We start from the raw sequence: 12,083 nt of genomic DNA, 5'->3' as shown, positions 1-12,083 counted from the left end.
TCTCACAACGGATTCGGACAGGTGTCAGGAAGGAGTGCTCGTCCCTCGCCCGTACGTCGATCAGTCCTGCGTCCGATCGACTGATCTCCTACCGGCTCGTCCCTCGCCAGTACGTCGATCAGTCCAAGGCCCGCAGGAGGCTTTCCTGCAGCCAGCTCAGCAGCTCGTACACCGCGATCACCACGTCCGAGCCGACCATCTCGTCGTCCCGCTCGGGGAGGTCCTCCACCCGCTCGCCGATCTGCTGGATCATGCGCACGGTGTCGAAGTCGCCGTCGCGCTGCAGGCCCAGCCGGTCCGCGAGCACGATCCGCACGTCGTTCAGCGCGCGGAGCACCACCACGGCCTCGTCGGCCGCGACCACGACCTCGCCGTGACCGGAACCCGCCCCGTCCAGCAGCGCGATCACCCGATGCAGATCCGCGAGCTTGCCCTCGGCGAGATCCTGCTGCCCGAGCCGCCGGTACTCCCGCGCCAGGTCCGGATCCTCCGACGCATCGGGGAACAGACGCTTGACGGCGCTGTCCGAGGGGATCCGCGCGTCCCGGCCCGCGAACTCCGCCTCGAGCCGGCGCAGCGGATCCTCGCTCTCGGCGGCCCGGCGGACCGCCTCCCGCTCAGGGTCCAAGCCGAGATCCGCCCGGATCAGATCGGCGGTCTCCTGCGCGACCTGGGCCAGGATCGCCTTCTCCTCGCCGTCCAGGCGGCAGGCGACGGTGCCGTCGGGCCGACGGCGGAATGCGTGCGCCATCAGCCCTCCCCTGCCCGCTCGAGCGTCGCCCGCAACCCGAAGGAGTGCATCGCCTGCACGTCCCGCTCGGCCTTCTCCTTCGACCCGCGGGAGACGATCGCCCGCCCCTCCTCGTGCACCTGCATCATCAGCTGCTCGGCCACGAGGTGGGAGTACCCGAAGTAGCTGCGGAAGACGTAGACCACGTAGCTCATGAGGTTGACCGGGTCGTTCCAGACGACGGTGCGCCAGGGCCCGTCCACCTCGAGCGTGGCCTGCGCGCCCGGAGAGAGGTCGCCGAGTGGCCCCGTCCCCGGGTCCGCTCCTGCCACCACGTCCTGCATGCGCGCTCCTCACCGGCCGGGGCCGCCCGCGGAGACCCGGCGGACGGCAATGCCGATGATTCTACGGCGACCGCGCACGCCCTGCCCGCCCCGCACCCATTACGGTGGACGCGTGACCTCCGCCCTGCTCACCGACCTCTACGAGCTGACCATGCTGCGCGCCGCCCGCGAGGCCGGCACCGCGTCCCGTCGCTGCGTCTTCGAGGTGTTCACCCGTTCCCTCCCCGAGGGGCGCCGCTACGGCGCGCTCGCCGGCACCGGCCGCGTCCTCGAGGCGATCGCCGACTTCCGCTTCGACGCGGCGGACCTCCGCTACCTGCGCGGGCTCGAGCTGCTCGACGAGGACGCGCTCGACTTCCTCGCCGACTACCGCTTCCGCGGGGACGTCCACGGGTACGCCGAGGGCGAGCTCTACTTCCCCGGCTCCCCCGTGCTGCGTATCGAGGGCACCTTCGAGGACGCCGTGATGCTCGAGACCGTCGTCCTCTCGATCCTGAACCACGACAGCGGCGTCGCCTCCGCCGGATCGCGCATGGTCACCGCCGCCCGCGGCCGTCCCTGCATCGAGATGGGCGGCCGACGGGTGCACGAGGACGCGGCGATCGCCGCCGCGCGCGCCGCGTACGTCGTCGGCTTCGCCTCGACCTCGAACCTCGCCGCCGGCGCCCACTACCGGATCCCCGTCGCCGGGACCGCCGCGCACGCCTTCACCCTGCTGTTCGACGAGGAGTCCGAGGCCTTCTCCGCCCAGATCTCCGCCCAGGGTCCCGGGACGACGGTGCTGGTGGACACCTACGACGTCGAGGAGGCGGTGCGCACCGCCGTCGAGCTCGCTGGGCCCGAGCTGGGCGCGGTGCGGCTGGACTCGGGAGACCTCGCCGAGCAGGCCGTCCGCCTGCGGGCTCTGCTGGACGGCCTGGGGGCGACCGGCACCCGCATCACCGCGACGGGCGACCTCGACGAGCACCGCATGGAGGACCTCGCCGACGCCCCGCTCGACGGCTACGGCGTCGGCACCCGGCTGGTCACCGGCGGCGGGCACCCCGCCCCCGGCTTCGTGTACAAGCTCGTCGAGCGGGAGGGCTCCGACGGGCTCATGCATCCCGTCGGCAAGCAGTCGAAGGACAAGGCCACGCTCGGGGCGGGCAAGCACGCCTACCGGGTGCTGGTCGGCGACCGGGCGCACGCCGAGCTGGTGCTGCCCGGCGAGTCCGAGGTGGCCGAGTTCGAACGGGAGCTGATGGCCGAGCTGACCTCGGCCGACGCCTCCCCGGACTGGGGTCGCACCTCGCTGCGCCCGCTGCAGGTCCCGCTGATCCGCGACGGCGAGCCCGTCGAGGACCTGCGCGGTCCCGAGCGCGTGCGGCGGGCACGGGAGCGGCACCGCGCCTCGGTCGCCGAGCTGGGCCTGGTCGCCGACGACGGGCCCGACGGGCCGATCGCGATCCCCACCGTCACCGACGGCACGGAGGCCGCCCGCGTGCTGCGCTGAGCGCAGAACGCTCGACCGCCCTCCCGCTCGACCTCCCGGATCAGCGTCGGCCGACGAACCAGCCGCGGACGATGTCGATCCGCGCCTGGATCTGCTCGGCGCTGGCCTGCGCGACCGCCGGACCGCCGCTGCGCGAGCGCAGCGTGTTGTGGACCGAGCCGTGCGGGGAGCCCGACTTCTTGGACCAGGCCGAGACCAGCGAGGAGAGCTCCTTGCGCAGGTCCATGAGCCGGCGGTGGTCGACCACGCCGGGGGTGACGGGAGCCTGCTCGGTGCCGTTGCGGCGGCGGCGCGCCTGCTGCTCGGCCTGCTGCTGCTGGAGGACGGCGCGCATCTGGTCCGCATCCAGCAGACCGGGGATGCCGAGGAACTCCTGCTCGTCCTCCGAGCCGATCATGCCGCCCGCGCCGTACTCGCCGCCGTCGAAGAGGACCCGGTCGAAAGAGGCCTGCGACTCGAGCGCCTCGAAGCTCATCTCCAGCTGATCGGAGGCGCGCTCGGTGCGGTTCGCCTCCTCGATCAGCGACTCGTCGAGCCCCGTCTCGGCATCGCCCTCGGCGGGACGGAGGTCGAGCACGTGGTCGCGCTCCTCCTCCATCGCCGCCGCGTGGGCCATGAGGATCGGCACCGTCGGCAGGAAGACGCTCGCGGTCTCGCCACGGGTCCGCGAGCGGACGAAGCGACCCACCGCCTGCGCGAAGAACATCGGTGTCGCGGTCGAGGTGGCGTACACGCCGACGGCGAGGCGGGGCACGTCCACGCCCTCGGACACCATGCGCACCGCCACCATCCAGCGGTCCTGCGAGGCGGAGAAGTCCTCGATGCGCTTGCCGGCGCCCGCGTCGTCCGAGAGCACGACCGTGGGCGCCTCCCCGCACAGCTCGCGCAGCGTCTCCGCGTAGGAGCGGGCGGCTTTCTGGTCGGTCGCGATGACGAGCCCGCCCGCGTCCGGCACGTGACGGCGCACCTCGGTGAGCCGGCGGTCCGCGGCGGAGAGCACCGACTGGATCCACTCACCCTGGGGATCGAGCGCGGTGCGCCACGCCTGCTGGGTGATGTCCTTGGTCTCGAGGGCGCCGAGCTGGGCCGAGACCTCGTCGCCGGTCTTGGTGCGCCAGTGCATGCGCCCCGAATAGGTCATGAACAGGACGGGGCGGACGACGTGGTCGCGCAGCGCCTCCCCGTAGCCGTAGGTGTAGTCCGCCTTCGAGCGGGAGAAGCCCTCGCCGTCCTCCTCGTAGGTGACGAAGGGGATCTGCGAGGAGTCCGAGCGGAACGGTGTTCCCGTCAGCGACAGCCGGCGGGTGGCCCGATCGAAGGCGTCCCGGACCCCGTCACCCCAGGTGAGGGAGTCACCGGCGTGGTGGATCTCGTCGAGGATGACCAGGGTGCGATCGGCCTCGGTGCGGGCGCGGTGCAGCGCCGGGGCCATGCCCACCTGCGCGTAGGTGATCGCGACCCCCTGGTAGTGGGCGCCGTGGGTGCCCTGGGCGTTCGAGAAGTTCGGATCCAGGGAGATGCCGACGCGCGCCGCGGAGTCCGCCCACTGGGTCTTCAGATGCTCGGTCGGGGCGACCACGGTGATCCTCCGGACCGTCCCTTCCGCGAGGAGGCCCGCGGCGATCTGGAGCGCGAAGGTGGTCTTGCCCGCGCCGGGCGTCGCGACCGCGAGGAAGTCCTTCGGCGCGGTGCGGCGATAGAGGTCGAGAGCCTCCGCCTGCCAGGCACGGAGCTTCGGGACCGTGCCCCAGGCGGCGCGCTCGGGGTAGGCGACGGGGAGCGATCGCGCGGCGGCCTCGGAGGGCCGACGGGGATCGCCGGTGGAGAACAGGGATGGTGTCGTCACAGCGTGCTCCACCGTACCGCTGAGGACCGACGACCCGCCCGCGCGAGGGATGTGAGGAAGTCCCCCGGGCGTGTCGGGCGGACGGGTGGGAGAGAGGGTCGCCGACTGGGGTCAGCGGCGCCCGCCGAAGAGACCGCGGAAGCCGCCGCCCCCGCCCTTGCCGCCGGAGCCGCCCGCGCCGTTCCCGCCGTCGTTGGGCTCGCGCAGACCTTCGTAGATCTCCTTGCACTCCGGGCAGACCGGGTACTTGTTCGGGTCGCGGCCGGGCACCCACACCTTGCCGCAGAGGGCGATCACCGGGGTGCCGTCGAGCGCGGCCTGCGTGATCCGGTCCTTGCGCACGTAGTGGGCGAACCGGTCATGATCGCCGTCGTCGGTGGTCTGCTCCCGCTCCTGGACCTGCCGGTCCAGCACGGCGGTGCTGCCGGGCGCGGCACCGGGTTGGTCGCTGTACGGGTCCAGGCGGGACGGATCAGAGGTGGAGGACATGGCTGCTCCCGGGGTCAGGGGTCGATCTCTCGAGACACGCCGAGACTAGCGGAGTCCCTGGGCGGCGGACGGCCCCGCCTCCCCGATCCCGGTCACGGCTCCGGGGAGAATGCCGCCCATGTCAGCGCCGCTTCGCTTCGCCCTCGACCTGCCCGTCCAGATCCGGGAGGTCGGCGGATCGCTGCCGCTGCGGATCGCGCTCGCGGTGCTCGCGCTCGTGCTGAACCTCGGCTTCTACCTGCCGTCGATCCCCTCCGGGACCCCCGGCGTCGGGGTGCCGGGACTGGACAAGATCTACCACCTGGTGGTCCTCGCCCTCACCGTGTGGGCGCTCGGTCGGCTGCTCGCGCCGCGGCGCCGCTTCCCGATCGGTTGGGTGGTGATCGTCGCGCTCGCGCAGGTGCTGCTGGTCGAGCTGGTCCAGGCCCTCGCCCTGCCGGAGCGGTCGGGAGACCTCGGCGATGCGGTCGCGGGCGTGCTCGGGATCGGGGTGGGTCTCGGCGCGTGGATCCTCGAGCGGCGCCGATCCGTCACGGCCGCTGACGCCGACGCCGACGCGCTCGACGGCGACATGGTCTGAGGCCTCCGGCGGCCGGTGCCGCCGGAGGGCCCGGCTCAGCTCTCCAGCGTGATCTCGTCGGCGTAGACCGGCCGCATCGCACCGGTGATGGTGTCGACCGTCCCCTCCTCCTCGCGAGCGACCTGCTCGACGGCGCTCGCGACCGCCTTGGTGACCCCGTCGTGGAAGACGCTCGGCACGATGTAGGTGGGGTTGAGCTCCTCGGTGGAGACCACGTCGGCGAGCGCCTTCGCGGCGGCGAGCAGCATGCGGTCGCTGACCTTCGTGGCGTGCGCGTCGAGCAGCCCGCGGAAGACTCCCGGGAAGGCGAGGACGTTGTTGATCTGGTTCGCGAAGTCGCTGCGGCCGGTCGCGACGACCTCGGCGTGCTTGGCCGCCTCGGACGGGTCGATCTCCGGGGTCGGGTTGGCCATGGCGAACACCACCGAGCGGTCGGCCATCGTCGCGACGTCCTCGGCGGTGAGGATGTTGCCCGCGCTGACACCGATGAAGACGTCGGCGTCCACGACGGCGTCCCGCAGGGTGCCCGTGAGCTCGCGGGGGTTGGTGACCTCCGCGATCCAGGGGAGGCGGCCCTCGAGCTGCTCGCGGCGCTCGTGCACGATGCCGTGGATGTCGGTGACGACGATGTCGCGGGCGCCGGCCGCGCGCAGCAGGCGCAGGATCGCGGTGCCCGCGGCGCCCGCGCCCGAGAGCACGATGCGGGCGGTGGCGATGTCCTTCTCCACCACGCGCAGGGCGTTGCGGAGCGCCGCGACGACGACGATCGCGGTGCCGTGCTGGTCGTCGTGGAAGACGGGGATGTCGAGCTCGGCCCGCAGCCGGTCCTCGATCTCGAAGCAGCGCGGCGCGGAGATGTCTTCGAGATTGATGCCCGCGAAGACCGGCGCGATCGCCTTCACGTGCGCGACGATCTCGTCGACCGTATGCGCGTCGAGGCAGATGGGGAAGGCGTCGATGCCGGCGAAGCGCTTGAAGAGGGCGGCCTTGCCCTCCATCACCGGCATCGCGGCGAGCGGGCCGAGGTCACCGAGGCCGAGAATCGCCGAGCCGTCGGAGACCACGGCGACGGTGTTGCGCTTGATGGTGAGGCGGCGCGCGTCCTCGGGGTTCTCCGCGATCGCCTTGACCACGCGGGCGACGCCCGGCGTGTAGATCATCGACAGGTCGTCACGGTGGCGGATCGGGAGCTTGGACTCGACGGTGAGCTTGCCCCCGAGATGGGCGAGGAAGGTGCGGTCGGAGACCTTGCCGAGCTCGACGCCGTCGAGTCCCTTGAGCGACTCCACGACCTCGATCGCGTGGTCATGGCCGGCCGTGAGCACCGTGATGTCCGCGCGCATCCGCTCCGGGCCGGAGGCGGAGACGTCGAGGGCGGTGACGGTCGCCCCGTGCTGCTCGATGCGACTGGTGATGTCGCTGACGGCGGCGGATCTCGCCTCGAACTCGAGGCGGATCGTGATGGAGTAGCTGACGGATGGCGACGGTGACATGAGGCACAGCGTAACGAGCGCGTCAGGCCACGCGCACCCGCGCCGCGCCGGGCGTGTCCGGCACCCCGGACAGCCGCTCCGCCCGCGGCGAGCGCGTCCCGATCAGGCGGTGTATGGCACCACGCGGTCGGCGAACCGGTCCCACAGGGCGTCCGCGGCCGGGATCTGCTCGCTATAGCGGTCGGGGTGGGCAGAGGCCTGCACGGCCTGCGCCGCGGCACCCGGGTCCCACGCCTCGTACTCCGGGACGACCTGCAGCAGGCCGGGCGCCTCGGAGTGCTCGGAGAGGCCGAGGAAGGCGTCGACGGCGAGCTTCTTGTGGCGGACCTGGGCGGCGGTGCCCCAACCCATCGAGGGCCGCTGCTGGAAGAGACCACCGGAATCGAGGTCGACGGCGGGCTCGTAGTTGCGCAGCCAGGACTCGACGATCGCGGTGATCAGGGTGATGCGGGCGGCCTCACGTCCCAGGCCGTGCCCGGCGATCACGGAGAGGATGAACCGCGCGTTCTGCTCCTGCCAGGAGTCCAGGGTGTTCACGTCGAAGCCCTCGCGGGTCTCCGGCCGGGTCATGAACTCCTCGGTCCACACGTCATCGGCCCGGGCCGGCGCGGTCACCCCGAGTCCGAGGAGGGCCCCGGCGCCGAGCGCGCCGACGAGCAGCGTGCGACGTCGCGGGAGCGGGGACGGCGCCGAGGCGACGAGGGCGGTGGAGCAAGAGCCGAGCATGCGGGAGTTCCTTCGGGAGACGGGCGGATCGGTCGCCCGGGACGCGGGCCGTGCCACCGTAGGCGCGACCCACGCCGCAGGGAAGAGAGCGATGTCGCAGGTCGGAGCCGTGCGCCGCCCTTCTTGGGATCGCCATGACCACCGCTTGGGGTCTCTGCGCAGGACCGTCAGGGCGACGTCCGCACCGGTCGGGGACGGTTCCCGGCCGCCGCGGCCGGGGCGGCCGAGCGGAGACGCTGACGAATCACGGCGCGCGGGTAAAACTTCCGCAAGGTCCCGCTTCGGCGCAGGCGGCGGAGGCGTGGCTCACCCCGAGCGGGCCTCGGTCCGTTCGGGGCTCAGAGCGCCGCGATCGCCTGGCGGATCCGCTTGTCGGAGACGGTGACGCGGGTGCCCAGGGTCTGCGCGAAGAGGCTCACCCGCAGCTCCTCGAGCAGCCAGGCGATCTCCTGCGCCTCCTTCTCGGAGCGGCGCCGGGCACCGAGTGCCGCACGTCGGGTCGCCCAGTACCCCTCGAGATCGGCGATCTGCCAGGCGGCCTGTTCGTCCCGGCGCGGGTTCTCCGGCAGCTTCTCGAGCCGGATCCGATCCGCCTCGAGGTATCGCCGCAGGTCCGGCAGGCGATCGACGCCGGTGCGGGAGATGAAGCCGTCCGCGAGCAGGCCGGCGGCGTGCTCGCGGATCTGGGTCAGGTGGGACAGGATCGCGAGGGACGAGACCCGCGAGAGCTCCTTCTGCAGCTTCGCGTCGACGGCGAGGGCCGCGGCGGCGTCCTTGACGGCCTGCGCCGCGAGCTCGGCGTGCCGGGGGCGGGCCGCCTCGAGCAGTTGCTCGTACTGCGCGCGGGTGCGGATGGTGGCGGCGTCGCCCCCGAGGTGGATCGTCGCGGCGCGCGTCGCGTCGGCCAGCAGCGCCGCCGTGCTCGCGTACTCGGAGCCGGCGACGGCGAGCTTGGTGGGGTTGGGCAGGGCGTTCAGCACGGTCGACAGCTCGGTGCCGAGGTCGCGGTCCAGCAGCGCGATGACCCCCTCCCGGTGGGCGAGGGTCTGCTCGTCGGCGCTCGCGAGCACCGCGAGGTCGACGCGCTCGAGGCGGCCGTCGGAGCCGCGGCGGGCCACGAGCGCGGGATACCCCGTGACCTTGAGCCCGCCGACGGTCGACTCGTGCAGCGCCGGCACGCCGCTGTCGGGGAAGCCGTCGAGATCCCGGCGGGCCAGGTCGTCGCCCTGGGAGGAGACGGAGGCGTCGACCCGCTGCTTGAGCCGGCCGCGCAGCGCCTCCAGATCATCGCCCGCTCCGATCTGCTTGCCCTGCGCATCGACCACCCGGAAGTGCATCCGCAAGTGGTCCGGCAGCTTCGCGAGGTCGAACTCGGGTCCGTACAGCGGCAGGTCGTCGGGCACGCCGGGCAGGGCCACGAGCTCGTCGGCGACCGCCTCGACGAAGGCCTCCCCGGACTCCGGGTCGTCGTCGTGGAGGGTCGCGGCGACGGTCTTCGCGCGCTCGGGCGCGGGGACCAGATGCCGCCGGATCGGCTTCGGGAGCGAGCGGATCAGCTCGGTCACCAGCTCCTCGCGCATGCCGGGCACGAGCCAGTCGAAACCCGCGGGCCGCAGCCGGTTCAGCACCGCGAGCGGGATCGTCGCGGTGACGCCCTCGGCACCCTTCGACCCGACCTCGCCGAAGGAGTAGCTGAGCGGGAGGGTGATATCGCCCTGGACCCAGGTGTCGGGGAAGTCCGCGGCGATCGCGGCCGTGGTCTCCTCATCGGCCGCGAGGAGGTCCTTCTCGGTGAGGGTGAGCAGGTCCGGGGTCTCGTGCCGCTGGGACTTCCACCAGGTATCGAAGTGGCGGCCGGAGACGACCTCGCGGGGGATCCGCCGGTCGTAGAAGGAGAAGATCTGCTCGTCGCCGATCAGCAGGTCGCGTCGGCGGGTCTTCGCCTCGAGCTCCTCGAGCCGCGCGATCAGGGCCCGGTTGTCGCGGAAGAAGTGGTGGCGGGTGCGCCAGTCCCCCTCGACGAGGGCGTTCTGCAGGAAGATGTCGCGGGCCGCCTCGGGGTCGATGCGTCCGTAGCCGACCACGCGGTCCGCCACGAGCGGCACGCCGTAGAGCGTGACCTTCTCGTGGGCCATGGCGCCCGCCTGCTTGGAGGACCAGTGCGGCGCGGAGTGGGAGCGCTTGACGACGTGCGCGCCGATCTCCTCGGCCCAGGCGGGGTCGATGCGGGCGGCGGTGCGGCCCCACAGCCGGGAGGTCTCCACCAGCTCGGCGACCATCACGTAGTCGGGGCGCTTCTTGGCGAGCGCCGACCCGGGCCACAGGGCGAAGCGCGCGCCGCGGGCGCCGGAGTACTCGCGGGTGCGGTCGTCGAGGAGGCCGACGTGGCTGAGCAGCCCCGCGAGGAGGGACTGGTGGATGGCCTGCGGGGTGGCGTCATGCTCGTTGGCGCGCAGATCCGCGTCCTTGGCCATGTCGCGCAGCTGGGCGTGGAGGTCCCACCACTCGCGGATGCGCAGGTAGTGGAGGTGGTCGGCGCGCACCTCACGGCGGAAGGCGCTCGAGGAGAGATCCTTGCGGCGCTGCTGCAGGTGGTTCCAGAGGTTGAGGTAGGCGAGGAAGTCGCTGGTCTCGTCCTCGAAGCGCTTGTGCTTCTCGCGGGCCTGCTGCTCCTGCCCGAGGGGCCGCTCGCGCGGGTCCTGGATCGAGAGGGCGGCGACGATGATCAGCACCTCGCGCAGGGCGCCGAGGCGGTTCGCCTCGAGGAGCATGCGGGCCATCCGCGGGTCGAGCGGGAAGCGGGCGAGGTCGCGGCCGATGCGGGTGAGGCGGCGACCGCCTGGTGATTTCGGATCGTCCTCGATCGCGCCAAGCTCTTCCAGCAGACGCACGCCGTCGGCGATCGCGCGGCTCGCGGGCGGCTCGACGAAGGGGAAGGACTCGACGTCGCCGAGGCCCAGCGAGGTCATCAGCAGCACCACGGAGGCCAGCGAGGTGCGCAGGATCTCCGGCTCGGTGAACTCGGGCCTGCTCTCGAAGTCCTCCTCGGAATAGAGGCGGATGGCGATGCCGGGATGGGTGCGTCCCGAGCGTCCCGAGCGCTGGTTGGCGCTCGCCTGGGAGATCGGTTCGATGGGGAGCCGCTGCACCTTGGTGCGCTGGGAGTAGCGGGAGATGCGGGCGAGCCCCGAGTCGATCACGTACGTGATGCCGGGGACGGTCAGGGAGGTCTCGGCGACATTGGTCGAGAGGATGATGCGACGGTAGGTGCCCGACGGGGGCGGGGAGAAGATCTTCTGCTGGTCCTGCGCGGAGAGCCGACCGAAGAGGGGCAGCACCTCGACGGGCAGCGCCGCTCGCCCGCGGGTCCCGCGGGACAGGTGCGCGGTGAGGGCGTCGGAGATCTCCCGGATCTCCCGCTCACCGGGCAGGAAGACGAGCATGTCGCCGGGTCCCTCGGCGGCGAGCTCGTCGACGGCGTCGGTGATCGCCTGGGTGAGGTCCCGCTCGACGGAGTGGACGTCCTCCAGCTCGTCGTCCTCGTCCATCTCCGGCTCGAGCACGAGCGGCCGGTACCGGACCTCCACGGGGTAGGTCCGGCCCGAGACCTCGATGATCGGCGCCGGGCGCCTCTCCCCCGAGGGCAGCACCGCGGCGAAATGCTCGGCGAAGCGCTCCGGGTCGATGGTCGCCGAGGTGATGACGACCTTGAGATCCGGACGCTGCGGCAGGATCTGGCGGAGATAGCCGAGGATCACGTCGATCGTGAGGGAGCGCTCGTGGGCCTCGTCGATGATGATCGCGTCGTAGCGCTTCAGCAGCCGGTCTCGGCCGATCTCGGCGAGCAGGATGCCGTCGGTCATGAGCTTGAGCCGGGCTCCGCGGGCGGTCTGCTTGGTGAAGCGGACCTGGAAGCCGACGGTCCCCTCGCCGAGGGTCTCCCCCAGTTCGCTCGCGATGCGCCCGGCGACGGAGCGGGCGGCGATCCGGCGGGGCTGCGTGTGCCCGATCAGGCGGCGGCCTTCCCCGTACCCCATCTCCAGCAGCATCTTGGGGATCTGGGTGGTCTTGCCCGAGCCGGTCGCCCCGGCGATCACCACCACCTGGTGGTCCCGGATCGCGGCCTGGATGTCCTCGCGGCGCTGCGAGACGGGGAGGTCCGACGGGTAGGAGATCCGCGGGCCGGGGGGCCCGGGGGACGGAGCCGGGCCGCCCGGGGTCGCGACGGACGGATCAGGGCTCGAGGGGGGCGTGGTCATGGCGGAGTCGAGTCTACGGTCCGGGACGGGGCGAGGTCCCGTGCTCCCCCGCGCGAGGGGTCGCCGCGCCGTATCCTCGTCGCGTCGGCGTCCCACCCGGGGCCGACGGACCGCCCGATTCGAT

At 72.4% G+C, this 12,083-nt stretch carries 9 protein-coding genes; 2 read left to right on the top strand and 7 right to left on the bottom strand.

The window, feature by feature from the left end; translation table 11 throughout:
- Positions 1-118: 118 nt before the first annotated feature.
- Both V1260_RS02510 and clpS read right to left on the bottom strand, forming a co-directional pair.
- Positions 119-751 (bottom strand): DUF2017 family protein, encoded by a 633-nt coding sequence (locus V1260_RS02510; protein WP_329745222.1) that lies wholly within the window; start codon positions 749-751, stop codon positions 119-121.
- The gene (gene clpS / locus V1260_RS02505; protein ID WP_329745221.1) at positions 751-1,074 is read right to left on the bottom strand and encodes an ATP-dependent Clp protease adapter ClpS; all 324 of its coding nucleotides are present in this window, start codon (positions 1,072-1,074) and stop codon (positions 751-753) included. The genes V1260_RS02510 and clpS overlap by 1 nt, the downstream gene beginning before the upstream one ends.
- A 112-nt stretch (positions 1,075-1,186) precedes the next feature.
- On the opposite strand from clpS, the gene V1260_RS02500 reads away from it, so the two are divergent.
- A complete protein-coding gene (locus V1260_RS02500) occupies positions 1,187-2,566 on the top strand; it encodes a nicotinate phosphoribosyltransferase (RefSeq protein ID WP_329745220.1) in 1,380 nt (459 codons plus the stop codon).
- 40 nt (positions 2,567-2,606) lie between these two features.
- Here V1260_RS02500 and V1260_RS02495 read toward each other — a convergent pair whose 3' ends face one another.
- Together V1260_RS02495 and V1260_RS02490 are read right to left on the bottom strand one after the other, a co-directional pair.
- Positions 2,607-4,397, bottom strand: coding sequence for a DEAD/DEAH box helicase (locus tag V1260_RS02495; protein WP_442878108.1), 1,791 nt, complete (start codon positions 4,395-4,397; stop codon positions 2,607-2,609).
- Positions 4,398-4,523: 126 nt separating this feature from the next.
- A complete protein-coding gene (locus V1260_RS02490) occupies positions 4,524-4,901 on the bottom strand; it encodes a DUF3039 domain-containing protein (RefSeq protein ID WP_329745218.1) in 378 nt (125 codons plus the stop codon).
- Positions 4,902-5,019: 118 nt separating this feature from the next.
- Between V1260_RS02490 and V1260_RS02485 the strand changes: the two genes are divergently transcribed.
- Positions 5,020-5,481 (top strand): VanZ family protein, encoded by a 462-nt coding sequence (locus V1260_RS02485; RefSeq protein ID WP_329745217.1) that lies wholly within the window; start codon positions 5,020-5,022, stop codon positions 5,479-5,481.
- A gap of 35 nt (positions 5,482-5,516) precedes the next feature.
- Here the strand turns inward: V1260_RS02485 and V1260_RS02480 are convergent, their stop codons facing one another.
- The 3 genes from V1260_RS02480 to hrpA all read right to left on the bottom strand — a co-directional run bounded on the left by V1260_RS02480 (position 5,517) and on the right by hrpA (position 11,959).
- The gene (locus V1260_RS02480; RefSeq protein ID WP_329745216.1) at positions 5,517-6,974 is read right to left on the bottom strand and encodes an NAD-dependent malic enzyme; all 1,458 of its coding nucleotides are present in this window, start codon (positions 6,972-6,974) and stop codon (positions 5,517-5,519) included.
- 102 nt (positions 6,975-7,076) lie between these two features.
- A complete protein-coding gene (locus V1260_RS02475; protein WP_329745215.1) occupies positions 7,077-7,700 on the bottom strand; it encodes a hypothetical protein in 624 nt (207 codons plus the stop codon).
- A 338-nt stretch (positions 7,701-8,038) separates the two neighbouring features.
- Entirely contained in the window at positions 8,039-11,959 is a 3,921-nt protein-coding gene (gene hrpA / locus V1260_RS02470) for an ATP-dependent RNA helicase HrpA (RefSeq protein ID WP_329745214.1), read from the bottom strand.
- Positions 11,960-12,083: the final 124 nt, after the last annotated feature.

Source organism: Brachybacterium sp. J144 (assembly GCF_036321705.1).
Taxonomy (GTDB): domain Bacteria; phylum Actinomycetota; class Actinomycetes; order Actinomycetales; family Dermabacteraceae; genus Brachybacterium.
Note: the sequence above shows the minus strand (reverse complement) of the source record. Positions and strands in the feature narration are given on the sequence as shown.

What these genes read in the sequence shown, in the direction of transcription:
- V1260_RS02510 (WP_329745222.1), bottom strand. Translation starts at nt 751, where the DNA reads ATGGCGCACGCATTCCGCCGTCGGCCCGACGGCACCGTCGCCTGCCGC.
- clpS (WP_329745221.1), bottom strand. Translation starts at nt 1,074, where the DNA reads ATGCAGGACGTGGTGGCAGGAGCGGACCCGGGGACGGGGCCACTCGGC.
- V1260_RS02490 (WP_329745218.1), bottom strand. Translation starts at nt 4,901, where the DNA reads ATGTCCTCCACCTCTGATCCGTCCCGCCTGGACCCGTACAGCGACCAA.
- V1260_RS02485 (WP_329745217.1), top strand. Translation starts at nt 5,020, where the DNA reads ATGTCAGCGCCGCTTCGCTTCGCCCTCGACCTGCCCGTCCAGATCCGG.
- V1260_RS02480 (WP_329745216.1), bottom strand. Translation starts at nt 6,974, where the DNA reads ATGTCACCGTCGCCATCCGTCAGCTACTCCATCACGATCCGCCTCGAG.
- V1260_RS02475 (WP_329745215.1), bottom strand. Translation starts at nt 7,700, where the DNA reads ATGCTCGGCTCTTGCTCCACCGCCCTCGTCGCCTCGGCGCCGTCCCCG.
- hrpA (WP_329745214.1), bottom strand. Translation starts at nt 11,959, where the DNA reads ATGACCACGCCCCCCTCGAGCCCTGATCCGTCCGTCGCGACCCCGGGC.